General features: G+C 56.4%; 22 protein-coding genes and 1 pseudogene. 13 read left to right on the plus strand and 10 right to left on the minus strand.

Features of this window, described 5'->3' with window-relative positions:
- Window positions 1-30 precede the first annotated feature (30 nt).
- The gene (locus JCM12296_RS07310; protein WP_054691309.1) at window positions 31-480 is read right to left on the minus strand and encodes an Hsp20/alpha crystallin family protein; all 450 of its coding nucleotides are present in this window, start codon (window positions 478-480) and stop codon (window positions 31-33) included.
- A gap of 295 nt (window positions 481-775) precedes the next feature.
- Here JCM12296_RS07310 and JCM12296_RS07315 point away from each other — a divergent pair, with 295 nt between their 5' ends.
- From JCM12296_RS07315 to JCM12296_RS07330, 5 genes are all read left to right on the plus strand, one after another.
- Window positions 776-2,233 carry a 30S ribosomal protein S1 gene (locus JCM12296_RS07315; protein ID WP_054691310.1) on the plus strand — a complete coding sequence of 486 codons (1,458 nt, stop codon included), beginning with the start codon at window positions 776-778 and terminating at the stop codon, window positions 2,231-2,233.
- 2 nt (window positions 2,234-2,235) lie between these two features.
- Window positions 2,236-3,213, plus strand: a complete 978-nt coding sequence (gene trxB / locus JCM12296_RS07320; RefSeq protein WP_054691311.1) for a thioredoxin-disulfide reductase — start codon at window positions 2,236-2,238, stop codon at window positions 3,211-3,213.
- Between the two features lie 28 nt (window positions 3,214-3,241).
- On the plus strand, window positions 3,242-3,832 hold the full coding sequence (locus JCM12296_RS47185; protein WP_281491951.1) for an AI-2E family transporter: 591 nt from the start codon (window positions 3,242-3,244) through the stop codon (window positions 3,830-3,832).
- Window positions 3,766-4,311: an AI-2E family transporter gene (locus JCM12296_RS47190; protein ID WP_281491952.1), complete on the plus strand. Its 546-nt coding sequence runs from the start codon at window positions 3,766-3,768 to the stop codon at window positions 4,309-4,311. Before JCM12296_RS47185 ends, JCM12296_RS47190 begins: the two co-directional genes overlap by 67 nt.
- Window positions 4,312-4,573: 262 nt before the next feature.
- The gene (locus JCM12296_RS07330; protein ID WP_172683798.1) at window positions 4,574-5,062 is read left to right on the plus strand and encodes a cyclic nucleotide-binding domain-containing protein; all 489 of its coding nucleotides are present in this window, start codon (window positions 4,574-4,576) and stop codon (window positions 5,060-5,062) included.
- A gap of 25 nt (window positions 5,063-5,087) precedes the next feature.
- Here JCM12296_RS07330 and JCM12296_RS07335 read toward each other — a convergent pair whose 3' ends face one another.
- Together JCM12296_RS07335 and JCM12296_RS07340 are read right to left on the minus strand one after the other, a co-directional pair.
- Window positions 5,088-5,414: a DUF6122 family protein gene (locus tag JCM12296_RS07335; RefSeq protein WP_054691313.1), complete on the minus strand. Its 327-nt coding sequence runs from the start codon at window positions 5,412-5,414 to the stop codon at window positions 5,088-5,090.
- The gene (locus JCM12296_RS07340) at window positions 5,411-6,538 is read right to left on the minus strand and encodes a DUF362 domain-containing protein (RefSeq protein WP_054691314.1); all 1,128 of its coding nucleotides are present in this window, start codon (window positions 6,536-6,538) and stop codon (window positions 5,411-5,413) included. The genes JCM12296_RS07335 and JCM12296_RS07340 overlap by 4 nt, the downstream gene beginning before the upstream one ends.
- Window positions 6,539-6,720: 182 nt before the next feature.
- Between JCM12296_RS07340 and JCM12296_RS07345 the strand changes: the two genes are divergently transcribed.
- The 5 genes and pseudogenes from JCM12296_RS07345 to JCM12296_RS07370 all read left to right on the plus strand — a co-directional run bounded on the left by JCM12296_RS07345 (window position 6,721) and on the right by JCM12296_RS07370 (window position 12,761).
- On the plus strand, window positions 6,721-7,404 hold the full coding sequence (locus tag JCM12296_RS07345) for a hypothetical protein (RefSeq protein WP_054691315.1): 684 nt from the start codon (window positions 6,721-6,723) through the stop codon (window positions 7,402-7,404).
- A gap of 64 nt (window positions 7,405-7,468) precedes the next feature.
- Window positions 7,469-8,251, plus strand: a complete 783-nt coding sequence (locus JCM12296_RS07350; protein ID WP_218187997.1) for a pyridoxal-phosphate-dependent aminotransferase family protein — start codon at window positions 7,469-7,471, stop codon at window positions 8,249-8,251.
- Window positions 8,248-8,550, plus strand: a complete 303-nt coding sequence (locus tag JCM12296_RS41485; protein ID WP_218187998.1) for a pyridoxal-phosphate-dependent aminotransferase family protein — start codon at window positions 8,248-8,250, stop codon at window positions 8,548-8,550. Before JCM12296_RS07350 ends, JCM12296_RS41485 begins: the two co-directional genes overlap by 4 nt.
- A gap of 15 nt (window positions 8,551-8,565) precedes the next feature.
- Window positions 8,566-12,196: pseudogene (locus tag JCM12296_RS51325) on the plus strand (DUF748 domain-containing protein).
- A gap of 157 nt (window positions 12,197-12,353) precedes the next feature.
- Complete coding sequence (locus JCM12296_RS07370) at window positions 12,354-12,761, plus strand: anti-sigma factor family protein (RefSeq protein ID WP_054691319.1); 408 nt, start codon at window positions 12,354-12,356, stop codon at window positions 12,759-12,761.
- A 150-nt stretch (window positions 12,762-12,911) separates the two neighbouring features.
- Here JCM12296_RS07370 and JCM12296_RS43740 read toward each other — a convergent pair whose 3' ends face one another.
- Window positions 12,912-13,190 carry a hypothetical protein gene (locus tag JCM12296_RS43740; protein ID WP_246804054.1) on the minus strand — a complete coding sequence of 93 codons (279 nt, stop codon included), beginning with the start codon at window positions 13,188-13,190 and terminating at the stop codon, window positions 12,912-12,914.
- Between the two features lie 29 nt (window positions 13,191-13,219).
- On the opposite strand from JCM12296_RS43740, the gene JCM12296_RS07380 reads away from it, so the two are divergent.
- The gene (locus JCM12296_RS07380; RefSeq protein ID WP_083455929.1) at window positions 13,220-13,771 is read left to right on the plus strand and encodes an RNA polymerase sigma factor; all 552 of its coding nucleotides are present in this window, start codon (window positions 13,220-13,222) and stop codon (window positions 13,769-13,771) included.
- 129 nt (window positions 13,772-13,900) lie between these two features.
- Window positions 13,901-15,601, plus strand: coding sequence for a methyl-accepting chemotaxis protein (locus JCM12296_RS07385; RefSeq protein WP_083455930.1), 1,701 nt, complete (start codon window positions 13,901-13,903; stop codon window positions 15,599-15,601).
- 173 nt (window positions 15,602-15,774) lie between these two features.
- Here JCM12296_RS07385 and JCM12296_RS07390 read toward each other — a convergent pair whose 3' ends face one another.
- The 6 genes from JCM12296_RS07390 to JCM12296_RS07425 form a co-directional block, all read right to left on the minus strand.
- Window positions 15,775-16,089: a hypothetical protein gene (locus tag JCM12296_RS07390; protein WP_054691322.1), complete on the minus strand. Its 315-nt coding sequence runs from the start codon at window positions 16,087-16,089 to the stop codon at window positions 15,775-15,777.
- A gap of 602 nt (window positions 16,090-16,691) precedes the next feature.
- A complete protein-coding gene (locus JCM12296_RS07400) occupies window positions 16,692-18,281 on the minus strand; it encodes an ankyrin repeat domain-containing protein (protein WP_083455931.1) in 1,590 nt (529 codons plus the stop codon).
- Window positions 18,282-18,320: 39 nt separating this feature from the next.
- On the minus strand, window positions 18,321-19,448 hold the full coding sequence (locus JCM12296_RS07410; protein ID WP_054691326.1) for a hypothetical protein: 1,128 nt from the start codon (window positions 19,446-19,448) through the stop codon (window positions 18,321-18,323).
- A 193-nt stretch (window positions 19,449-19,641) separates the two neighbouring features.
- The gene (locus JCM12296_RS07415) at window positions 19,642-20,424 is read right to left on the minus strand and encodes a hypothetical protein (protein WP_054691327.1); all 783 of its coding nucleotides are present in this window, start codon (window positions 20,422-20,424) and stop codon (window positions 19,642-19,644) included.
- A gap of 374 nt (window positions 20,425-20,798) precedes the next feature.
- Complete coding sequence (locus tag JCM12296_RS07420) at window positions 20,799-21,185, minus strand: hypothetical protein (RefSeq protein WP_054691328.1); 387 nt, start codon at window positions 21,183-21,185, stop codon at window positions 20,799-20,801.
- Window positions 21,182-22,546 (minus strand): rhodanese-like domain-containing protein, encoded by a 1,365-nt coding sequence (locus JCM12296_RS07425; RefSeq protein WP_083455932.1) that lies wholly within the window; start codon window positions 22,544-22,546, stop codon window positions 21,182-21,184. Before JCM12296_RS07425 ends, JCM12296_RS07420 begins: the two co-directional genes overlap by 4 nt.
- Window positions 22,547-22,979: 433 nt before the next feature.
- On the opposite strand from JCM12296_RS07425, the gene JCM12296_RS47195 reads away from it, so the two are divergent.
- Window positions 22,980-25,451, plus strand: a complete 2,472-nt coding sequence (locus tag JCM12296_RS47195) for an HD domain-containing phosphohydrolase (protein ID WP_157067438.1) — start codon at window positions 22,980-22,982, stop codon at window positions 25,449-25,451.
- The last annotated feature ends 206 nt before the right edge of the window (window positions 25,452-25,657 follow it).

The raw sequence follows: 25,657 nt of genomic DNA on the forward strand, positions 1-25,657 counted from the left end.
GCGTCGCGGCCACCGGTGCGTCCGTGACAGCTATTCGATATCCACGGAAATCTGGCGGGTCGGATCGGGCTGCGGCCGGGGGATCTCGATGGTCAGGACCCCGTTTTTGAATTTGGCCTTGATATCCTCGGGGGCGATCATGGCATGCAGGCTGAAAGTCCGGTAAAACCTGCCGCAGATGCGCTCCCGGCGGTAGTAATTGGCCGATTCGTGCGCCGGATCCTTCTCCCGCTGGCCGCTGATGGTCATCACGTTGTTCTTGACTTCGATGATCACATCTTCCTTGCGTACACCGGGAAGATCAACCTCGATGAAGAAACCGGTTTCGTTTTCGTAGATGTCCACATGGGGAGTCCAGGCACAGGGGGGGAAGGTTCCGTCATCCGCCAGCTGTTGGGGGAACGAATCTTCGAAAAGTTTGTTGATGCGATCCTGAAGGGTGGCGATATTGCCAAACGGGTCCCATTTGATGATGGCCATGGCGTTCCTCGCGATTTGGGTGATGGATAAAACGGCCGAACCTGCATGGGGCCATGCGGGTTGTCTTTCAGTGTGGTCAAGGGTCGGTGATGGTGCCTGCTTGAGAAAAGCATAGCCATCTCAAAATGCTTGTCAAGGCCCAAAGACCCGATGGCACCGACCCGAGGCGGACATAACTTTCAGCCGGCTTCGCAAAAGGCCGAGCAAGAATTCGCACCATCGACAATTGGCTTGCAAAAGGGCGCATTTTTTGGTGAAGTTGCCGTACCTTTTTTTATGAACCAGGAGAACAACGATGAACGACGATTTTGAAAATCCGCCTTCGGAGACGGAAGAAAGCTTTGCCGAACTGTTCGAATCCTACAGCGCCGGCATGAATGAAAACATTCAGGTGGGCGACCGGATTCGGGGGCGCGTCATCTCCATTGGCGGCAGCAGTGTGTTCGTGGACACGGGCACCAAGGTCGACGGGGTGGTGGAGCGGGCCGAATTACTGGACGACGATGGCCAACTGGCGGTTGCCGTGGGGGACGAACTGGATCTTTTTGTGGTCGCCGCCGACGAAAGCGAGATCCGTCTCTCCAAGGCCATTTCCGGTATCGGCGGGATCCACGTGCTCAAGGATGCCTGGACCCAGAAAATCCCGGTGGAGGGCAAGGTGGTGGCCTCGATCAAGGGCGGTTTTCAGGTGGAGATGCTGAAGCGGCGGGCCTTTTGCCCCATCAGCCAGATGGACGTGGCCTATGTGGAAGATCCGTCGGTGTATGTGGGCCAGACCTTCAATTTCCTGATCAAACGCTTTGAAGAGTCGGGCCGCAATATTGTCGTTTCCCGGCGTGAGATCCTGCAAAAGGAGCTGGATGCCAGCCGCAAGGCCTTCATGGCCGAGTTGCAGCCGGAAGCGGTCATCGAGGGCAGCGTGGTTCGCATCGTTCCCTTTGGTGCGTTTGTCAGCCTGGCGCCCGGCGTGGAAGGCTTGGTGCATATCAGCGAGTTGAGCTGGTCCCGGTTGGACACCCCCGAGCAGGCGGTCAAGGTGGGCGACCGATTGCAGGTCAAAGTGCTGGGCATCAAGGCCGGCGAGAAGCCCGGCACCCAAAAGATTTCCCTTTCGGTGAAACAGGCCATGGGCGACCCCTGGATCGATGCCCACGAGCGGGTGAAGGTGGGGGCCAAACTGATGGGCAAGGTGACCCGCTGTGCCAATTTCGGCGCTTTCGTGGAGCTGTTTCCCGGTGTTGAAGGCCTGGTGCACATCAGCGAAATGAGTTATACGCGGCGGGTGATGCGCCCCGAGGAGGTCGTTGCTCCCGGGGATGAGGTCAGCGTCCTGGTCAAGGAGTTCGATCCGGATCGCAAGCGGATTTCGCTCAGTATCAAGGATGCGGAAGGTGACCCCTGGGCGGACGTCCAGGAGAAGTTCAAGCCGGGCAAGCCTGTTCAGGGGCGGGTCGAGAAGAAGGAGGGGTTTGGGATCTTCGTCAATCTGGCTCCGGGCATTACCGGTTTGTTGCCCAAATCCAAGATCGCCGCATCGGACAGAGCGAGCGAGATCGAGTCCCTCAAACCCGGTGCCGCCATCACGGTCACCATCGACAACGTCAATGCGGCCGAGCGAAAAATATCCCTGGGAACCGGCGAGGCGGCCGATGATCAGGGATGGCAGGCCTTTTCCGGGGGGAGCAGCGACACCCTGGGATCCCTGGGAGACCAGCTGAAAAAGGCCCTGTCCCGAAAAAAGAACGGAGGTTGAGCATGGCAGGTTCCGATACGTTTTACGATCTGGTCATTATCGGCGGTGGCCCCGGCGGCCTTTCCGCCGCCATCTACGCCATGCGGGCGGCGTTGAAGACGGCTCTGGTGGAAAAGGGCGTCGCCGGCGGGCAGGTGACCATGAGCGACGAAGTCGAGAACTATCCCGGCTTCATCCATATCAGCGGCGCCGAACTTTCCATGAAGTTTGCCCAACACGCCCAGTCCTACGACCTGGATATGATCTCCCAGGAGGTGACGGTGCTGGATCCGGGGCTCGACTACCATACGGTGAAGCTGGCCAACGGGGATGCCCTCAAGACCCATGCCGTGATTCTGGCTACCGGCGGCAGCCCCCGGAAACTCGACATTCCCGGCGAACGGGAGCTTTACGGCAAGGGCGTTTCCTATTGCGCCACCTGCGACGGCTTCTTTTTCAGGGGCAAGACCGTGATCGTCGTCGGCGGCGGCGACAGTGCCGCCGAGGAGGCACTCTATCTGGCCAAGCTCTGTAAGAAGGTTTACATCGCCCACCGGCGCAGCGAGTTGCGGGCAAGCAAGATCCTTCAGCAGCGGCTTTTCAACGACTGCAACATTGAGATGCTCTGGAACACCGTGGTGACGACGATCCATGCCGGCAAGGACGGCGTGGAGCGGGTTGCCCTCAAGGACACCGTCACCGCCGACACCCGCGAACTGGATGTGGACGGCGTGTTCGTCTTTATCGGTTTCAATCCCAACAACGAGCTGGTTCCGGCCGGCACGCGCATGAATGCCGACGGCATGGTGGTGACCGACGAAAAGTGTGAAACCCGCACCCCGGGCATTTATGTGATCGGCGACCTGCGTGAGAAGTTTGCCCGCCAGATCGTCCTTTCGGCGGCCGACGGCTGCACGGCGGCCCTGGCGGCGGCCTATTACGTCGAAGCCAAGAAATCCATGCAGGCCGATACCTGCGAACTGCCTCCGGAATCTGACTGAATGAGCCGGCGTGACGGATTCAGATTCGATGTTTGAACTACTCAAAACCTGGAAGGAAAGGCATTTTTCAGATCCTCAGCGGGTGATCCTGGGGTTCATGCTGCTCGTGGGGGCGGGGCTGGTTTACTTCGTCGGCAGCCTGCTGACGCCGGTGTTCATCGCCGTCATCATCGCCTATCTGCTCGATGGCATCGTCGTGCTGCTACAGCGCTCCCACCTCCCGCGGCTGGCCTCGGTGACGATTGTTTTCATGGTTTTCATGGCGGGCATGGTTGTCATGATGCTGTGGCTGCTGCCGTTGACGGTCAAGCAGGTCAGCCAACTGGTGCAGCAGTTGCCGGGAATGCTGGCTTCGGTTCAGTCCCAACTGCTCCAGCTGCCCACCACCTATCCGGAACTGATCTCCAAAAACCAGGTGAGCCAGGTCATCGATTTCCTCAATACCGGCATCTCCACCCTGGGCAAACGTGTGCTGACGATTTCCCTGGCGTCGGTCGTCGGCCTGATCCATTTGGTGGTCTATCTGGTGCTGGTGCCTTTCATGGTTTTTTCATGCTCAAGGATAAGGCTGCCATTCTGGCCTGGGGACGGCGTTTTTTGCCGGACAACATGGATCTGACCGAATCGGTGTGGCAGGAAGCCAACGTTCAGGTCACCAACTACATCCGTGGCAAGGGCTGGGAACTTTTGATTATCTGGGCCGTCAGCTTTGCGGTTTTCAGGGCGCTGGGGTTGCAGTTCTCGCTCCTGATCTCCCTGTTTGTGGGCTTGTCGGTGATCATTCCCTACATCGGGGTAACGGTCATGGGATTTGTAATGGCCCTGATCGCCTTTATTCAGTGGGGCTGGAGCGGCGAGTTCGCTTCGGCGATGATCGCCTATGCGGTGATTCAGATTATCGACGGCAACCTCTTGGCACCGCTGCTGCTTTCCGGTGTCGTCAATCTTCATCCCGTGGCCATTGTCGTGGCCATTCTCCTGTTCGGTGGCCTTTGGGGCCTCTGGGGCCTTTTTTTCGCCATTCCCCTGGCCACCCTGATCAACGCCGTACTCAAAGCATGGTTCGCCCGGGTCGAACATCGCGGCGATCCCGCCTGACCGTTTTTCGCACCTGCCGCTGATCGGTTTTTTTTTCTTGATCGTATAACTCAAAGAAGTGATTTGGGCGCGGAATATGCTTAATGTTTTTTGCCGATGTTGAGCGTCTTCCGATACAGCCTGGGACGGCCCGGAATCCGGGGCGGGCGTGTCGTTGTTCGGCATCGACAGAAAAAGGGGATGCAAATTGTCATACACCCCATAAACTTGATGAAACACGTTGACAACCCATTCGAGTTGACCAGGATCCATGGGGGGCGCCATGCAGGAAACCGGTTTTTTAAGGGAAAACCAGAGAGTTCTAAACGATATCCGTAAACTGGAAATATTCGAGCCTTTTCAGGAGGACGAGTTGCGCAACCTGCTCACCATGAGCAAGATCAGGCGTTACACCGGTGGGGAGGTCATTTTTAAGCAAAACAGCGCCGACACATGGCTCTACTTTCTGATTTACGGCAAGGTCAGGCTGGTGAAGGACAACAAACCGGTGGCCACGTTTCAGCAACGGGGAGAAGTGTTTGGTGAAATGGGCGCCATTGCCTGTGCGCCACGCTCGGCCTCGGCCGTTGCCGTGGGTGATACCGTCTGCCTGGCGACGGATATTTACTATATCGAACAGCTTAGCGGCGCCGACAAAATGGCTTTCGGCTATGTTATCTACCGCGTGTTCACGAATGTGTTGGCCGATCGGCTCCGGCGTACCACCGACGACCTGCTTACGTTCAAGGGGCGCGGCATCAAAATTTGGTAGCGACGGCGAATTCCGGCCGTTCGTCTCAGCCGACTGCCGAAAATCCCATCCACAGGCAGTCGATACCGTCCAGGATCATGTGAATCAACAGCCCCATGCCGATCAGACGAGTTTTGGGGAAAACCGCCAGCAGCAGGTAGGCGGCGATACATGGCCAGGCGTGCAGGGGGTGAAACCCGATGCTGCAGCGCCGGGGGTCGAATATCGGTGTCGCCAGGAGGTGGTCCAGATCGACAACCATGGTGGCCAGCATGATCCCCCAGGCCCGCTGCCAGCGCTCCGGAAACCCCCAGCGGGCGGCGGCTCCCGGAACCAGCAGGTGCAGAAGCATATGTGTGACGGTGCGTATCAATCCACGCTTCCGCTCAACGGCAGTCTGATCAGTGTATAGGCACGTGATCCCAGTCCTAATGCCACGGCATAGTCCAGCTGGATCTCCCAATCCACCTCGGGGTAAATCCCTTTGAATTTGTCTTCTCCCGGCGCCAGATTGACGGTCAACGCCGTACCGGGCAATGCCGTTTGGGCATTGACCAGATCCACGGCCGCCTGATCGACCGCCACCGGATCGGTGGAGGCCACCACGCCGACATCCGCCACCAGGGGAGCGTCGTTGGCCGAGGCGCAGTCACAGGCCGGCGAGACGTTGGTGATGAAGTTGATAAAAAGGACTTTGCCGGTCTTTCCCTGGAGCACGCCCTCGGCGTACTCGACCATGCTTTCCAAAAAGACCGGGATCGATTCGGTCCACTGGACCTCGATGGCGCCGTTGGGGCAGATGAGAATGCACTCGCCGCAGCCGATGCAGGCGGACGGGTCGATGTGGGCTTTCTCGTTTTCCAGGGCCAGGGCATTTTGGGAACAGTGATCGAGACATTCCCCGCAGCCGACGCAAGTCTCCTCCGAGACAAGCGGTGAAAGACCCGAGTGCTGGGCGAGCTTGCCCCTGCGTGACGCACAGCCCATGCCCAGGTTCTTGATGGTGCCGCCGAAGCCCGACAGTTCATGACCCTTGAAGTGGGCCACAGAGATGAGGGCGTCGGCCTCGACGATATCCGTGGCGATGTAGACCGTTTTAAAATGTTTCCGATTGATGCTGATGGGGGTCTCGCTTTTGCCCCTCAGGCCGTCGGCAATGACCAGCGGCGCTTGGACCACCGAATAGGCGAAGCCGTTGGCGATGGCCGTGGCCAGGTGGTGGGGCGTATCACTGCGCGTGCCGGCGTAAAGGGTATTGGCGTCGGTCAGAAAGGGCACGCCACCCGCCTGACGGATGTGTTCCACGATCTGACGAATGAAAACCGGGCGGATGAAGGCCGTATTGCCCAATTCGCCAAAATGGAGCTTTACCGCCGTCAGGTCCCGCGGGCTGACCGCTTTCGCCAGACCGGCCGCTTGCATGAGCCGGCCGATCTTGGCAACGAAACTTTCCTGAAGCGTGGCGCGCATATCGATGAAATAGACATTGCTGGGCATGGACACCTCCTTTGGGGGGTTGATTCCGATATTCCGTCTCCTCACCTTAGGTGTCTATCGGCCCCACCGGTGGTTGTCAAGATCGGGGAATGGCGTGTTGAGACGCTGGAAAAAGCTGTCGGTTTGGGGTATAAAAAATTTTACGAAGTGTTCTTATATCCCCTTATAGAAAGTAACCTTTGATGGAAATCAATGCCAAATTGGCCATTCTGGAGCGGATGGTCGCACTTTATGACGAATTTGTGGAAACCTTTGACCTGGCCTGCGAAAAATATTGCGCTCACTGTTGCACGGCCAATGTCACCATGACCACCCTGGAAGGGTATCTGGTGGTTGACCACCTGATTCAAACCGGTCAATTGGATCAAGTGGCCCCGATCCTTCAAAAGGCCCATCCCGATCGCTTTGTTCCGCAGCTATCGATCAACCGCATGGCCGATATCTGTGCCCGCGATGGTGATCTGCCCGACGAGACGATCGACCCCGATGCGGGCCCCTGTCCCGTGTTGATAGATCAAGCCTGCCCCTTTTACGCCGTGCGTCCCTTTGGATGTCGATGCATGGTCTCGGCCAGGAATTGCGGCGAGATCGGCTATGCCGACATGGACCCGTTCATCCTGACCGTCAATGATGTTTTTCTGCAACATCTGGAGCACGTCGATGCCCAGGGATACACCGGCAATTTCGTGGATATCATTCAATTCTTGGCCGATGCGGAAAATCGACAGAATTATGTCGCCGGACGTCTCGGCGCCGCCCCCTCCGGTCTGGTGGCCAATCAGCCGGTCTTCGTGCTGATGATCCCGCCGGAGCACCGGCGACGCATCCAGCCGCTGCTCGATCGGATGCGTGCGATCCAGGTTTGATGGACGCGTTGAATCGTCTCTCCCGGAGCGATTCACCAAAGGCAGCTTATTTGGAAGGATTTTCATGAAAACATACCCCATTCCCATGGTTCCCGGGCCGGTGCGGGTTCCGGCGGCCATTCGCAATGTCTATCTGGAAAGCTACGGTTCCGGCGATCTGGAAACCGATTTCATCGAGTTGTATACCCGGACCCAACGACGCTTGAAAGAGATATTTACCACCCGCGACGACATCGTGATCATGTCCGGCGAGGGCATGCTGGCCCTGTGGAGCGCCTTGAAAAGCTGCCTGGTGCCCGGTGATCGGGTATTGGCCGTGGCCACCGGGGTGTTTGGCTATGGCATCGGTGAAATGGCCCAATCCCTGGGGGCCGACGTGAAGATCGTGGGCTTCAGCTACGATGAGACGATCAACGATCTGGCGCGCATCGAAGCGGCCATCGCCGAATTCAAGCCGCGCATGATCACGGCGGTCCACTGCGAAACCCCGTCGGGAACCCTCAATCCGTTGGACGGTCTGGGGCGCCTCAAGCAAACCTACCAGGTTCCGCTGTTCTATGTGGATACCGTGGCCGGTGCCGGTGGCGTGCCGGTGCTGGCCGACGACTGGCAAATCGACCTGTGCCTGGGAGGCTCTCAGAAGTGTCTTTCCGCGCCGCCGGACATGAGTTTTCTCTCGGTGAGTCCCAAGGCTGGGAGATCATCGAAGCGGTGGGCTATGTGGGCTACGACGCCCTCAAACCCTTCCACCAGGCCGTCGAGAATCGGTATTTCCCCTATACGCCCAGTTGGCAGGGCGTTGCGGCACTCTTTGTCGCTGCCGGACTGCTGCTGGAAGAAGGCTTGACGAATAGTTTCGATCGTCATGCGCGCGTTGCCGCGCATTGCCGGCAGCGGCTGGCCGGGATGGGCATCGACCTTTTTCCGGCCGCCGATGCCGTTTCCTCACCCACGGTCACCGCCGCGAAGATTCCCAACGGATTCACCTGGGCGCAATGGGATCAACGCCTGCGTGCGGATGGGCTCGTGGTGGCGGGCAGCTACGGACCGCTGGCCGACAAGGTCTTTCGGCTCGGTCACATGGGAAGCCAGGCCGACATGGCCTTGGTTGATCGGGCACTGGATGTGGTTGCCGGTGCCCTTTAAGGAAAAATCATGAAGATGAAGAAGTATGCCGATTGGACCCCGCGCCACAAGAAGCTGGCCATTGGCCTGGCGGCGGTGGTTGTGTTTTATCTTCTTTTTGGTTTTATCGCCGCGCCGTTCATCCTGCGGGCGGTTTTGGAGAAGAACGTCGCCACTGCCATCAATCGGCAGGTGTTCGTTGACGCGGTGCGGGTCAACCCGCTGACCCTCTCGGTGACCCTCAGGGCTCTGGACGTTCGCGAAACCGCCGGTGCGCCGTTCGTCAAATTGGGCGAAGTCTATGCCAATCTTGAGACCCTGTCCCTGTTCAAATGGGCGGTGGTGCTTAAAACCGTGCGCCTGGTGGCCCCCGACGTCAATCTGGTGCGCGTGGACGAAAAGCACTTCAACTTTTCGGATATCGGCCAGGGCGACCCGGCCGCCGCGCCTAACGCCGATGCCGCCGATCAAGGCAGTGGATTTGGTTTCGTGGTCGAGGATTTTACGCTCAGCGGCGGTCGCATCGCCTTCGAGGACCGCGTGGCGGCGGTCAACCATCGCGTCGAGCAGCTGAATCTGGGGGTCACGGGGCTCTCCTCGCGGCCTTCGGATGCGGACCGCGATACCCTGTTCAATCTCTCGGCGCGTATCAATGATGCCGATGTTTCCCTGAACGGTCATGCCCGGCCCTTCAAGGCAACACGGGAAACCCTGGCCACGCTCGGCCTGGCATCGGTCCAGGTGCCCCACTACCGGCCTTACATTCCCTTGCCTCCGGGATTGGGCCTGAAATCCCTGGCTGCGGACCTGAAGAGCGCTGTCGACTTCAAGCTGGATGCGGAGGGGCAACCCCGCCTGACCGTTGACGGGGTGCTGTCGCTGCACGATCTCCAGCTGACCGATGACCAAGGAACGCCGTTTTTCAACCAGCGCGAATTGCAGGCCGAACTGCAGCCTTCGGCGGTTCTGAGCGGCCAGGTGCGACTGGCCAAAATCGATCTGACGGCGCCGGAGGTTTTTCTCGAACGATTGCCCTCGGGGGAATTGCGCCTGCCGTTCACACCGGCCAACAAAACGGCCGCCCAGCCACCCGCCGAGAAGACCGCAGAGCCTGCTGACGCCGGCACACCGCCGGTGATCACCGTCGACCACCTGAACCTTGCCAAGGGGGTGGTTCATTTCACCGACCGGGCCAACCGCAGCGCCTTTTCCACCACGGTCAACGACCTGGCATTGACCGTGGATAACTTTGGCCTGAACACCGACCGTACGGCCAAATACCGACTGGCGTTGAAAACCGATGCCGGCGAGACGGTATCCCTTACGGGTGACGCGTCCCTGTCACCGTTGCAGGCGACCGGCGACGTTGCCGTGGCCGACATCAAGATTCCCCGTTATGCACCTTACTACCAGGACCGGTTCGCTTTCAAAACCCTGGCGGGCGTGCTCTCCCTGGGGGGCGGCTACCGATACCGCCAGGAGAAGGATACGCCGGTGGTTACCCTGGCGGGTCTGTACCTTGACCTTGCCGGCCTCGATGTGGTGCGTGCGGCGGATGACGACCCGTTGGTCAAGCTCGGCAAATTACAGGTCGCCGATAGCCGTGTCGACCTGAACGCGCACACCGTTACCTTGGGCCGTGTGGATTTCGCCGATGCGGTCATCGCCTGCCGCCGGGAGAAGGATGGCAACCTCAACCTGGCACAGGCATTTACCCCATTATCCGCTGCCGATTCATCCTCAACGGCCGAACCGGAAACGGCCCCACCCACGCCAGCGCCTGCCGGTGCGCCCTGGGTGCTGAACCTGGACGCCCTCAAGCTTGCCGGTTTCACCGTTGCCGTGGAAGATCAGGTGCCCAAGGACCCGGTGAAATTCAAGATGGACGCCATCGCCCTTTCCGTCGAGTCGCTTTCCACGGCAAAAGACCATGCCGGTCAGGTCGACCTCTCCTTGAAATGGGAGAAGGCCGGTCAACTGCAAGTCGGCGGCAAGGTCACCGTTTCGCCACTGAACCTCGACTTGGCCGTGAAGGCCAAGCAGATGGACGTCCGGCCGTTCCAGCCCTATCTCTCCGAACAGACCGGCATGATCGTCACCCAGGGTTTTTTCAATACCCAGGGGCAACTGAAACTCAGCCAAAATAGCAAGGCCGAGCCGGTGATGACTTACCGGGGCAATGCCGGCCTCAACCGCTTCGCCTCCATCGACCGCCGCATGCCGAGGATTTTCTCAAGTGGAAAGCCCTCTTGCTGGACAATCTGAACCTCGGGGTGAATCCCACGCGCATGGATGTGAAGCAGATCGCCCTGTCCGATTTCTTCGCGCGGGTGATCGTGGATCCCCAGGGCAACGTCAACCTGATCAGTATGTTTGACACACCGGCGGATCAAGCGGCGTCCGGACAGAAGACGGCGGACGCCAAACCGCAGGCGGCGAAAAAGACGGCGTCCGCCACAGGCCGGTCGACGATCAAGATCGACCGGATCAGCATGAGCGGCGGTGAAGTGGATTACTCCGACAACTATATCAAGCCCCATTTCAATGCGCGTTTCCATGATCTCGGCGGGAAGGTCACCGGCCTCGAATCCATGGCCGAAAAGCGCGCCGACGTCCTTCTGGAGGGCATGTGGTCCAAGCAGGCACCGGTGAAGATCACCGGTCAGATCAACCCATTGATCGAAGATCCGTATGTGGATCTGAACCTCAATATTTCCGACATCGAACTGAGTCCTTTCTCGCCATATTCGGGCAAGTACCTGGCTATATCCTCGACAAGGGCAAGCTGACCTTCAACGTATCCTACCTGATGGAAGATCGGCGGCTGGAGGGCAAGAACAACATTTACATCGACCAGCTCACCCTGGGCAGCGCCGTGAAAAGCCCCCAGGCGGTCAACCTGCCCATCAAACTGGCCATCGCCCTGCTGAAGGACCGTAACGGCAATATCCAGCTGGATCTGCCGGTGAGCGGCAACCTGGATGATCCCAAATTCAGAATCGGCAAGGTGATCCTGACGGTTTTGAAAAACCTGATCGTCAAGATCGTCACCTCGCCCTTTGCGGCCCTGGGCGCCTTGGCCGGCGGTGGTGAAGAGTTGAGCTACCTGGATTTCGCCCCCGGAGTCAGCGACATTTCGCCGCAAAACGCCGAGAAGATCGTCAAGGTGGCCAAGATCCTTTATGAGCGGCCCGGCCTGAAACTGGACATCCGGGGAACGGCGGTTCCCCAGGCGGATGGCGATGCCTTGCGGGCAGTTGTCTTGGAAAACCGCCTCAAGGCGGAAAAGCTCCGGGAAATGATGAAGTCGGGTAAGAGCGCCATCCCCCTGGAAGACATTCAACTGGATGCCGATGAGCGAGCCAAACTGATCGAAGCGGCCTTTGCCGATTCGGGTATTGCCGTGCCGCTGGACAACAACGGCAAGCCGGTGGAACTGAGCCTAGCGGATATGGAAAAGCTGCTGCGTATCAACACCGAGGTTACGCCGGACGACTACCGCGCCCTGGCCAATGCCCGGGCCTTCAACACCAAAAATTACCTGCTGGAAAACAGCCAGGTGGCGCGTGAACGGCTTTTTATCGTGGAGCCCCGGTTCGATGCCGGTGACGCCAAAGCCAAAAAGGACCGCGCCCGCAATGGACAAGTGATTTTCAGTCTCAAATAATCCCATGCCGGACCGGCCGGTTTTCGCGATATCGAAAAAAAGTTGCGCAGGAAAACTCCCTCGGCTGCGTTTGATGATGATGAAAGGATAGAATTCAGGGCAGTTTTTTTTGCGTGGCAGGAGGACCGGTCAACGATGGCGAGACAGGGGGGATTTGATGGGGTGTGATGAAGTCAGAAAACGACTGACGGCATGGGCGGATGGTGAGTTGCCGCCCCGGGAAGCCGAACGAATCGATCACCATCTCAGTCGATGTCCGGCGTGCCGGCTGGAGGCCCATGGGCAGCGGCAGTTATCGGCGGCCTTAAACACATTGCCGGCCGTTATTGTTCCGGCCGGCTTGGCCGAGCGCACGCGGCGAGTGTTTCGGACCCGGCTGGAGCGGCCCGGTCTGGCACAATGGTGGCAGCAGCTCAGCCTGGTCATGCGCGGTGCTGTTTGCGGTGCCGCCCTGGCCGGCCTGCTGTGCGGAGCGGTGCTGGGCACCAGCCTGAGCCGGCTGGCCCCTGACAACACGGCCAACCTTTATCAGACCCTCTACGCCGACAATGGGATATTCCCATGAGGCTGACCACCAAACGCATGCTGGTGTTCTTCTCCGTGGCCTTGAATGTCGGGTTCGTGATCGTGGCCCTGACCCTGGTCTATCAGCATTCCATCTCCCACCGGGAACGTTCGTGGCGGGGAAGTCGTCGACATTGTCGGGCGTCTGGACCTACCTGCCGATCAGTCCCAGGCCGTGTTGGCGTCCATCCGCCAGTTCCGTGCCACGGTTGATCTTGCCGATCAGGATCTGCGCCGCGCCCGCGGCAGTGTCATCAATCTTCTGGCCCAGGATGGGCCGGTGGACCCGGCGGCACTGCACCGCTTGATGGCGGTGGCCGATGGTCAGGGACGGCGCAAGAGCGACCTTTTCGAGGCGCATGTCCTGAAATTGCGGCAGCTTTTGGGCGATGCGAAGGGCGCGCAATTCTTTTCTTTGTTGCAGCAGCATTTCAAATCCAAGGATAAAACACCGCATCCATGATGTTTCGTCCTCGCCACCAGCGGCCCAGCGATGCCGCCCTGGTCGCCCGGGTTGCCGACGGCGATGAGCGGGCCTTCGGTGCGTTGCTGCGGCGTCATCAGGACGCGGTGTACGGATTTGCCTGGCGGTTGTTAAAGGATCCCCAGGAGGCCGAGGATGTCACCCAGGAGACTTTTCTGAGCCTCTTCCAAATCGCCGGGCGCTATCGCCCGGAAGCAGCCTTGCGGACGTTTCTGTTGCGCATCGCCAAAAATCGCTGTATCGATCGCTATCGCAAGAAACGCCCTGATTTAATGGACGAATTCCCGGATATTCCCAGCGCGGAAACCCCCCTAGGCCTGCTCGAGCATGCCATTGACGCGGATCGCCTGGAAAAAGCCATCGACGGTTTGCCCGTCAATCAACGCAGCGCCATTTTGCTGCGACACACCCAGCAGCTCTCCTACCGGCAGATCGCCGAGGTCATGGAACTCTCTGCCAGTGCCGTGGAATCCCTTTTGGTGCGAGCCCGTCGAAAATTGCGCGAAGTGCTCAGGGAAGATGATTAATCGCTTCTATGATGGGTCCGCTTGCAGTGACCGCTAATGATCTGGATGGAACGGCCGATACCTTGATTTCAAAAGGTATGTCGGCAACAGTTTTCTGCAGGTCACCCGTTTATTGATCGAGGACATCAAATGAACCTTGGATTGTTAAAAAACGTATCTGTTTTCAACAAACTGATTGGCGGATTTTTGATTGCTGCCGTCATTACCGCCATCGTCGGCGGGGTCGGCTACTGGATCATCTCAGACGATATCGGCTCCATGGAGGAGCTGATCACAGAGGATCTCAGGCTCCTGAAAGATGCCCATGCACTCAGCGCGTTGGCCTTGCAGCATCGCCGTTATGAAAAGGATTTCTTCCTGAACATCGGCGATCCGGATAAGCAGAAGGATTATTTGGCGAAATTCAGGAAAGCATCGGCTTTAACCAACGAAAAAATGAAATCCATGGCCATCTACATGGAAAAGGATCGGCATTTGACGCCAGCGGTCAAGTCGGCGCTGACCCATGCATCCCAGGCCTATGAAGCGTATGTGGACGGATTTCTTGGGCTGGCCGACAAAGTACTTGCCGACAAGGCCATGACGCCCCAGGACGCCAACCATCAAATGAAACCCTTCAAGAGCCATATCTATGCGTTTGAATCCAACATGGAGAAGCTGGTCACGGCGGGTGACGACATGATCCAGCTTTCGTCCAGAGAGACCATCGACATGGGCAAGAACTCCCGTATGGTGATCATGACCTTGCTGATCGCCGGCGTCTGCCTGAGTCTTCTTGTGGGCATCCTGATCGCCCGGGCGATCATCCATCCGATCAGAGAAGCGGGAGCCTTTGCGGAAACCATGGCAACCGGGGATTTCACCCAATCCATGCATATCGATCGGGAAGATGAAATCGGTCACTTCGTCAAATCGCTGAACAAAATGGCGACACAGCTTAAAGGCATGATTGCCAATGTCATTCACGGTGTCGAGACACTGACGTCGGCTTCAACCCGGCTTTCATCGATTTCCAGCCAGATGACCGCCGGTGCCAGGGAAACTTCCGCCAAGTCCGGCCAAGTCGCCAAGGCCGCCGAAGAGATGCGAGGCAATATGGCCAGCGTGGCCTCTGCTTCGGAGCAGGCGTCCAATAACGTTCAGATGGTGGCTTCAGCCTCGGAACAAATGAGTCTGACCATCAACGAGATCGCCGGGAATACGGGAAAGGGCCGCTCCATCACCCAGGACGCCGTCAACCAAGCCAATGCCGTATCGAATCGAGTGGCGGAATTGGGGAAGGCCGCCTTCGATGTCGGCAAGGTCACCGAAACCATTAACGAGATTTCCGAGCAAACCAATTTGTTGGCGCTGAACGCCACGATCGAAGCGGCCCGGGCCGGTGAAGCCGGCAAGGGGTTCGCCGTTGTGGCCAACGAGATCAAGGAACTGGCCCGGCAGACGGCTGCGGCCACGGGTGACATCCGTTTGAAAATCGACGGCATCCAGAGTTCCACCGATGATACCATCAAGGATATCAAGCGCATCGAAACGGTGATTACCGACATCAACGATATCGTGGATACCATCGCCGCCGCCGTTGAAGAACAATCCGCCTCCACGCAGGATATCGCCACCAGTGTCAACCAAGCCGCCGAAGGGATTCAGCACGTCAATCAAAATGTGGCGCATAGTTCGACCGTGTCGAACAATATCGCCGAGGAAGTGTTGGAAATGAACACCACCGCGACGGCCATGGCCGACAGCAGTACAGCGGTCAGTGCCAGCGCCAACGAACTATCCACGCTCTCTGAGGAATTAAAGCGAATGGTCGTTCAGTTCAGGGTTTGAGATCCGCCAGCAATACCTGACGGATTCCCAATCCTTCATCAGGTCCGGTCCAAGGTGGACGGTTTGCCGCCCTTGCGCATGCGTTTCACAAAAACTAGTGATAAAGCCAACGCAACCAATTGGAAGACGGGGCATCAACATCGCTATGGGAAGCTGTGTCGTACTTTGTCTTTCTAAGTCTCATCAAAAAATTTAATTTCGATATTCTCTCCGTCGGATTTTTGTCTCATGCTGAAAAGGCCCTTGCGGGTGATCTTGAGTTGGCGGGCCTGCCCTTCTTGGCCTAGTTGTGCGGCTATTTTATCCCGTTCTTCAACGATCGATTCGGTGTTGAAATAAAGATCGACAATTTCTCCCGACGCTCCCATCTGAAGTAAAAAAGCATTATGCTCAACATAGACGAGGTCTTCATAGGCATATGTTACTTCGAGGCCGATTGCGTTGACAATCTCGCGAACAATGGCAAGTGGTCTATAGGGTATTTTCATTTGGGTTCTTGGCCCTCCTTTTTAAATTTGTTATCCGGCTCACCGCAAATTGCATACCTATATCTGGCAGTTTCCCAAATGACGGATGCGAAAAATCGCCATCTCATTGAAATAATGTTGAAATAAAAATAGATTGGATTAAACAAGAAGAGACGCAAGGCAAAGGCCTATTAAGTGAACAAGGATAGAAACGATGCTTCCTTGATGCGACCGGACATTTTTGTTTGGTGTCAGCGACAAAAATGTTGTCACCCTATCATTTAATTATATGTTCGGCCGAGGGCGCAACATGTTCAGAAGCGTAGATTTTTGAACCGGATCTCTGAATTTCCGCTTTTCGACGATATCCGCAGGTGTACGGCCCTGGTTGTCGCGCAGCCTGGCGTCGGCGCCAGCGTCCAACAGCAATTGGGCAACCTTGATCATATGGTCCGTCCAATATCTTGCCTCCGAAAGTTCGTGCAACGGGGATAGACCCCTGTCGATGGTTCTGGCATTGGGATCGGCGCCTTTCCGAAGCACGGCCCGAATGGCCTCTATGGGTGGACGCGGACCCGGTATCAGGTAATGGAGCAAACTTCTTCCATGATCATCTTTCATATTTACGTCCACATTGGCATTGACAAGGAGTAAGAAAATATCGAGCTTTTTGGGCCGAAAGAAACGGGAAAACCATAGCCACGAACAATGGTTAAAAGCGCTTCTACTGGATTTGGTTTGTTTCTCACCAGCGTATTGGGATCTCCGCCGTGATTGAGAAGGAATGCTAACATCGCCGTGTCTGCCGATTGAACCGCTATTGGAACGAATCGGGTTGCTTGCTCGGCGGTAATGAAAAATTCGATATCGGCCAATAGCAACGCATCGATTTCGGGATTTTGGGACTCGAGAGCCAAGTTCAGAATTTCTGTGATCCGTGTGCGCCCACCTGCGCCCTTTTTCAAAAGCATTCGCACGATATCCGTTTGATCTTTCCGTGCCGCCGCACTAAGAAGTCTGACCCCGTGTTTCGAATCCACGGTAGCGCCTGCATTCAACAGGATTTTTACGATTTCAGCCTGCTTATACACAATCGCCGAATAAAGCGCTTTGAAGGCCTGTTCGCTGTCGATATCGACACCCCTTGCAAGCAGCATCTTGAGACTTTCCACCGAAACCGAGAATCCGGGGGCCGCCAGGCCAGCATTCGGATTGGCGCCAGCCGACAGAAGCACTTCAACCATTCGTGGATCATGCATTGCCAGGTCAAGCGGATATCCTGAATCATCCGGTTTGCATCCCAGGTTTAACAGGTACGTTACCCTATCGATGTCGCCTTCATGAACGGCAGCGGATAGCACGGTGTATTCATCGGAAGGACGCAAGACAAATGGATAACGCCATTTTTGAACCATTTCTGATATCTGCTCAAAACGCAGAGCTCTTCCGAACGGCGGGGAATCTGCTGTAATCATACCGCGAATACACCCATCCAGGTCGATGACGGCCCCACCCGAAGAGCCTTGGGCGATAAAATTCGATTGAAAATCGATGGTGTTTTCCCCGATGGTTGTGACGAAGTCCGGAGCTATCGGGACGGCCCAAGCGTAACCGTTGGGATGACCAATGGTAAGTATTGACGTTCCACGTGCCATCTGGGAGCCTCGTGTCGGACCGCGATTGTAGGGCAGCAGACAAACGCTTGCACCCTTGGCCGACAGGCCGCTCGCCGTCAGCACCGCGAGATCCAGTTCCACTGAAAACCGATCGAGCAGTTCTGCCTCGAACGCACAGGGTTCAGCCGGCAACGCTTTGCCAATACCGGCGCCTGGAGGATCTCCGAAGGCATCACTGAACGATTTCAAATTATCTGGCACCTCTTTTCGTGATCGCAGACGAACCTGCAGATGATGCGCAACTTCACCGCCCCGGCGAACAACATGGTTGGCGGTCGCGATATAAAGACGATCCTCATCGAAGCCGAAGATGATACCCCCCCCTGCCGTTGGACCATCGCCGAATTGGCCCTGGACGATGACAACCAAGTGCGATGCTTTTTCTATATTCAGTGCACTCAGCCGTTCTTTTTCACGTTTTTTTTTCCCGTTCGTGGACGTCCGACCAAAACCGATCGACTTTATCCTGTTTATCCTGTGGAGACTTGTAATAAGGATCTTGCGGCTGTCCTTCCACGGGCGGAAGCATGAAAACAAAAAGGATGGATAATCCGATATTCATCCAAACATTCCGCTTCATGGCTTTATCCCCAACCAACGTAGCGCGCCGAGGAACAAGCCGAAAAAATAGATCGTCGCCCCCCAGAGCAAGGCCAAACCGTGCCGCTCCTTGAACCAATCCAAATAAGTGGGCATTATGCTTCGTAGATTTTCTCCCGAGCCCGTACACATTCCGCGAACCACGCCTTGAAAGGTCAGAACAATTTTCCTATTTTGCATCTGGAGCGTGCGTAACTCGCCAACGGATTGATTGAACTGCAGTATTTCACCAGACCGAAGCAACCGTTTGCGGTCATTCAACGCATTGAAGTACAAAACGCCAGAGAGTATGGTCGATGCGCGTCGGACCACCGTGCGGTTGGCGTCCATGTATTCGTCAATCCGGCTAAAGGATAAATGGGTTGCTGAGAGTTGCGGGTGGAGTCGCAATGTTGATGATTCCGGAGGCGTAAGGTCTATATCGACTTCATTGGTATCAGCATGCAGCAAAATTGATTTTGGACTTTCAAAGTGATGTTTTTCAGCCAGGGTATCGGATAACGCGATGTTGACGGAACCGTGGACATTCACGCGAATTGTCAAGTTCTCCTCTTTGACGGCCAAGCGGTATTGTTGAAAATTTTTTGCCGCTTGCACCGATATCCGGGTGCCTTCTTGCACGGCCAAGGTGGCAAGTGTGATTGTGCCGCATGCCTTTCCATCCTGATCGGGGGACAAGCGGATCGAATCATCGGCTCTACTCAGGGGCTGTATCTCGCGGCCTTTGGAACGTGGGATACGAATGGTCTTTAAGCCGGAGACACCCAACGCCGACAGCTCCATGATGTCTGTCATTGCTTGCCTTGCAGGGAGTTCGAAGCTAATTCCCGACACTTCTAGTTCCATTTCAATTTCCGTCTTGGGAACCCGGCAGAATAGCAGAAAGCTCAAGGTCAGGAGGATGAATCCGAATATCGCTATGATTGGCCAACGTTTACGGGGGGGCGGCGCGGCTTCGTGCATTTTGACCAATTGCATTAGACGCTCGAGAGAGGCCATTTGCTCGGAATCCAGCTGCCCTTTCCCTTCAAGCAGGTCTTCGCTGATTGTTTGTAATTTTCGGTAGAGCAAGTTTTTTATTTGCTCGCCCGCAGAGCGACGCATAAATGTATCTCTCCTTTAGGCTGGCGGAAAGAAATAATTCCATCATCCTGCCTGTCTTTGTGCCCGTCTACCACGTTACCGCCACAGGCACATATTCTCGATATGCACCGGTGGCGGCGCCTTGTAGACGACCACAAATCCGGCGCGATCTGGGGGATTATTTCTTTCCGCCAGCCTTATCTCGGTATGGCTCTCAGCGGTCAGGATGATAGAACAAGAGCTCGACCGTCTCAGTACCTCCCCCCCTTAGCGTGGCGCCAATTTCCAGATAGTAAAACCCTGGTGTCCGAAAGTTGCAAATGGGAATTTTAATTCCTCTTTCGGCCGGGTAATAGCCATATCCCAACGTTTTGCCGTCAATAAGGGACGCACCGATATTTCCACTTGTTTCCAAGGGGGATAGACTAACGAAAACTTCTATCAGTTCTCTTCCTGGAAATAAGACAAGCTGATAACAATCCGAACCCATCGTTTTGGGTTTTTGCCCAATTCTAAGGGGGACATATACCGACTGCTCGGCACCGTTGATTACACATGTGCTCCAACCGGTCACACCGATGTCACGGGTTTTAATTTTTAGCGCCGAGAGAATGTCCGTCGGCCAGGCATAAGCCGCTGTACCAACCCCACGGATCGTGTCCATGCGGTAATATAGCCTTCGTTTGAGGCTTTGGGCACGCAGGTGTACACGCCAGTCCAGCGGCATTGTCCACTTGATGGTAACGTCCTCGGCTGAAAGAAAATTCTTATCTTCAACCCATTCGGTGAAAGATGCAATCGTGAGGGTGGTGCTACCGACATTTTTGATGTAAATCCCTTCGCAACGATCACCTCTCAAACGATAGCCCATGGGATTGTCCGGCAAGTCTTCAAGGCTTGGATCGCAATGACTTTCCTGGGCATAGGAAAATTCGGGCAGCCAAAAGACGCTCACCAAAGTGACCAACCATAGAATTCCGATGCGGATGGAAAACATTTGCTGTCTGTCCATAACCAGTTGATTATAGGGATGATGGCAAAAAAATGATTTTGGGGTCGCAGCGAGCAATTGCCATCTTTAATGACCGACGATGGATCGCCGATACCGCTTCTTGATACTGAATAAGAGTACTATCCAGGGATGGCGAGCTTTAGAAAAATGAGTGGGGATTTTCAAGATCGTGGCATCGGTGAGCCAATTACCAAATACGATTGCATATGAAATGTCAGTTCGCTTCTGCCAGCGATCACTATCCCTTTAATGTTGTGGTTTTGGCCCTAATCCTGATCCGGTTCAATAAAGAGCCTTATCAGTTGTTATTTTTGATTTTTTTTGCCGTAATGTCAAAATGAAATTTGATTACCTGTCCTCTACGATGCGGCCCACGCGCCGATACACTCGGCCGCGGCACAGCCCTCGAGGACGATGAGCAGGTGGGCATAACTATTGAGTCCGTGAAACCACGGAACAAGGTAGGCTGCCGCCAGCGCGCAACATGCCACGGTGTACCTGACAAGGTGTTGTTTGCGCTGCCGGCCGTTGGTGAGCATGATGATGACCAGGACGCAGATTGACAGAAATACCAGGTGCCACCCCAGGTGTCCGGGGCTGTAAAGGGTTTCGAGATAATGAATTTTTTTGAAATACAGATACTGCATCACCCCGGCCCGGTAGCCTGACAGCCCCTCGACGATGGCCAGGGCCGCTATCGCAAGCAGTTGTGCCGTCGTGATGGCGATGCGGACGGTCCGCTTCATCGTGTTGATGATTTTTCGGGTATTCCGCTTTCGATCGGGTTGCCGGGGGTGTTGCTCCAACCGATCCATCCGTCACTGAAAATACTGATGGGTTTAAGCCCCATGACATCGGCATCGTAGTATACTTCCGCCGCCCGCCAGCCGCTGCCGCACATGAACGAAAGGTGCTTACGGGTATCGATGCCCTGCTTGCGCCATAATGCCAGGATTTCCGCTGCATTGCGCATGGTCTTGTCCGGATTGCGAAAATCGTCCATGCTGTACGCGTCTTTTTTCCCGGCATAACCGAAAACCGATCCCGGTATGCGTCCTTTTTTCTTATGGTAGGAATAACCCGAGCTCTCTCCGATGTGTTCCTGCCATGTGCGGTTGTCCACCAGCGTAAAGGTCTCCGGTGTCCGCAGACCCGTCCGGGTTTCTTCCATGGTGTCGATAACGTCCGGGTTCCCTGGAATGGGGCCGCCGAAATCCGTTACCGGCACGGGGTCATGGCGGCGCGTTTCAAGCGCATACCCCGCCATGGTCCAGGCCAATTGTCCGCCGTTGAGGACGCGGACATCCCCGACGCCGATATATTGCAGAACGGTGGCCACGCGATAGGCGGCCAGGGGTTCCGCTGCCGTGACAATCACGGTGGCGTCACGGGTGAACCCGAATTCCAGGGCAAATTGGGCCAGCGTCTTGTCGTCGGCCAGCATCCACATGACCGGATCCTTGGTGGTGGGCGGTTCGATTCGATCGGTGTTGATGTGAAAGGCCCCCGGTATGTGGCCCTTGGCATAGGCCGTTTTCTCTTCGCCCCAGCTGGCTTCCGCAATGATGATCCGTTTGCTGTTCTCAAAGCTTTCCGGGAGCGTTCCGTCGATGACCGCCTTAAGGACCACCGCCGGGATGATCCGTTGGTAATTGGGATAGCGGTCGAGCGTGCGCGTTTTGTCCGTGGCCCAGGCGTTGATGTCGTAGTGATACAGATGCGGGTACCCCCGGGAGGACAGGTAATCGGCAACCTTGCCGGCGTCGCTGCCATTGGCGTCATAGAGGATCACCCGTTTTTCGGGAAGGATTCCCTTGGTGGTCAATGCCTCGGAGAGAAGGGCGTCCAGATTATCGTCATCGACCTTGAGCCAATTGGCCGAAAAATCGACAGCGCCGGGAATGTGACCGCCGCGTACCATATGGTCGAGTTTCCAGCCGTTAAAGGCGTCGTTCAATCGGGTATCCACAATGACCCATCCCGGGTCATTCATGGCGTCAACGACCGCTTGGGTATCGATGTCCGGAAACGTGGCGAGCGCCTGCACCGGAGCGGCACCCACCAACATTATCATCAGCCATGCCGGCAACCACCATCTTTTTTTCATGTTGTTCGATCCCCATACTTGACGGATTCGTAAAAAGCCCGATATCGGCGTTACGCTTCATCCCTCGTCACTGCGGCGTACGCTAAGTACGCCTCATTCCTCTGGATTCGCAAGCCTTGATCTCGGGCTTTTTACGAATCGTCGGAAATGTGACTTTTTACGAGTCCATCATACTTGGATTCAGGTGTGTATTTTTTGCCTTGTACAATCTGTTCTGGCAGTGGTGTATTCTTGGCCCCAGGTAAAATCAAATTGATAATTGGGATTGCCGTGCCGCGGGGTTATTGGCGAAACCTTTACAAACCGGCATTCGCTTTTTCCTGCTTCTTGCGCCCGTAGCGCCAACAAGATCCCTTTTCCTTTGAAAAACTTGATTTTGTCGTGCAATTTGGAGTGACCCAAATTTTTGTGAACCTTGAACCGGGAATTTTTTATGGCCATCAAAATGAAACGCTATCCATTTTACGTTGGCATCACCACGTTGATCGTGGCCATTGTGGTCAGCCTGACCGCATTGTTTCTCTGGATCAGCCACCGCGAAAGCCGGGCAGCGGCCATCCAACTGGCCGACCGTCTCTTCTCCGAGGTCAACGAAAAGGTTCTGGAACGCTATGAGAATACCTTGGCCTCGGTCGCCGTGCTGGCCGGATCGGCGGCACACATGCAGGGCATGCATCGCTTGCCGGTGGGCGGCGGGCTGACGCATCCGGGTACGGAGCTGATGCTCGAATTTCTCTCGTTTTACGACGATCTCTTCTCCACCTACGCCGGGTATGCGGATGGAAGCTTCATCCAACTGATGGCCGTGCGCAACCATCCAGGCCTTCTGAAACTCTTCGATGCACCGCCGGGTACCTTCTACGTCCTGCGCACGATCTCGGAAAATGCCGACGGCAAATTGCAACAGCACTGGCATTTTCTGAATGCGCATCGACAGGTGACCGGTGCACGCCCCGATCTGGACCCGGACTATGATCCCCGCACCCGCCCATGGTATATCCGGGCCCGGCGTGAACCAAAAGCATTTTTCACCCAGCCCTATGTCTTCAGTTCCACGGGCTTGCCCGGCATCACCTGTGCGCAGCGGCTGGCTGCCGGCGGCGGGGTGTTCGGCGCCGACATCACCCTTGATCGCTTCACCCAATCCCTCAAGCAGCAAAACGTATCCGCAAACGGCGTGCTGTTTCTTTTCGATCGCGACGGAAGAATCATCGCCCATCCCGGAATCGCTCCCATCCGCCTCGAGAAGGACCGCACCTTGACCTTCCCGACCGCTAAAGCGTCCGGACAGCCGCTGGTCGAGGCGATCGTCGCCGATTACCGGGAGAATCCCGCCAGGGCCCTCAACCGGACCCACGAAATGCAAATTGATGGGGTCACCTATCTGGTCCGTTCGACGGCATTGAAAGCATCCCTGAAATTCGACCATATTCTGGCCACGGTCTCCCCCCTTTCCGATTTCACGTCACATATTCGACAAATGCGGCGCCGCGTGTTCTATTTTTCCCTCCTGATGCTGGTACTGGTCATACCCTTGACCCTGTTGGTTTCCCGCAAGATCACCGGCTCCCTGTCCCGCCTGGTGCAGGCGTCCGAAAAAATTCGCCGGCGGGACTTCTCCGAATCGGCCGCCTTCGATTCCAACATCAAGGAGATCCATACCCTCATCCTGGCCTTTTCGTTGATGAAGCGTACGATTCGACGGCTGCTGGATCAACAGCGCAAACTGTTCGACGACTTCACCAAACTCATCGCCGGGGCCATCGACGCCAAATCACCTTACACCGGCGGGCATTGTGCGCGGGTACCGATCCTGGCGCAGATGATTGCCGACGCCGCCTGCCGGGCAGAAAGCGGCCCCTTTGCCGATTTCTCCATGACCACCGAGGATCAGCGCCGGGAATTCGAGGTGGCGGCCTGGTTGCATGACTGCGGCAAGATCACAACGCCCGAATACGTGGTGGACAAGGCCACGAAGCTGGAGACGATCTACAACCGCATCCATGAAATCCGCATGCGTTTCGAAGTACTGCTGCGCGATGCGGAAATCGACACCTACCGCAAACGTCTGGCCGGCGAAGGCGATGAAGCCGCGTTGCAAGCCGAGCTGGCGGCGAATCGGAAGAAGATCGCCGACGACTTTGCCTTCGTGGCCCAATGCAACATCGGTGGTGAATTCATGGACGATGAGAAGATCGCGCGGCTCCGACGGATCGCTTCGCGAACCTGGACGCGCTGCCTGGACGATCGGCTCGGTATTTCCCCGGAAGAGGCCCGGCTGAAACCTGCCACGCGGCCGTGCGAGGTGCCGGTGGTCGAACCGGTATTGGCCGACAAGCCAGAGCATGTCGTTCCCAGGCCCGATTCCACGCCTTTCGGGGACAATCCCCATGGATTCACCATGGACGTGCCCGAAAACCTTTACAACCAGGGCGAACTTTACAACCTGAGCATTCGCAAGGGCACTCTGTCGCCCGAGGACCGATTTAAAATCAACGAACACATCATCCAGACCATCATCATGCTCAACCAGCTGGCGTTTCCCGAGTATCTGAACAACGTCGCTGAATTCGCCGGCGCCCACCACGAAACCATGGACGGCACCGGCTATCCCCGGGGGCTGAAGCGGGAGGAGATGCCGGTGCCGGCGCGGATGATCGCCATCGCCGATATCTTCGAAGCCCTGACCGCATCGGACCGGCCCTACAAAAAATCCAAAACCATCAGCGAGACATTGGCGATCATGAGTGTCATGCGCGACGACCGGCAGATCGACGCCGACCTCTTCGATCTGTTTTTGGAAAGCGGGATTCACCGGCGGTATGCCGAGCGCTATCTGGCCCCGGAGCTGAATGATGCAGTGGATATCGGCAAGTACGTGTCCCGTTCAAAACAGCGACCGTGAACATCGGTCGATTCGTTTTCCCCTTTTTTAATTTTTTTGCGCAGGATTCCGGCGGCACAGCCGTTAAAGATGGCGAGCCCCAAGCAACGGGGCCTTCGGCTGGCGGAAAGAAATAATTCCACCATCCTGCTTGTCTTTGTGCCCGTCTACCGCGTTGCCGCCACAGGCACATATTCCCGATATACACCGGTGGCGGCGCCTTGTAG

The sequence above is a fragment of the Desulfosarcina cetonica JCM 12296 genome (assembly GCF_001311845.1).
In the GTDB taxonomy this organism is placed as follows: domain Bacteria; phylum Desulfobacterota; class Desulfobacteria; order Desulfobacterales; family Desulfosarcinaceae; genus Desulfosarcina; species Desulfosarcina cetonica.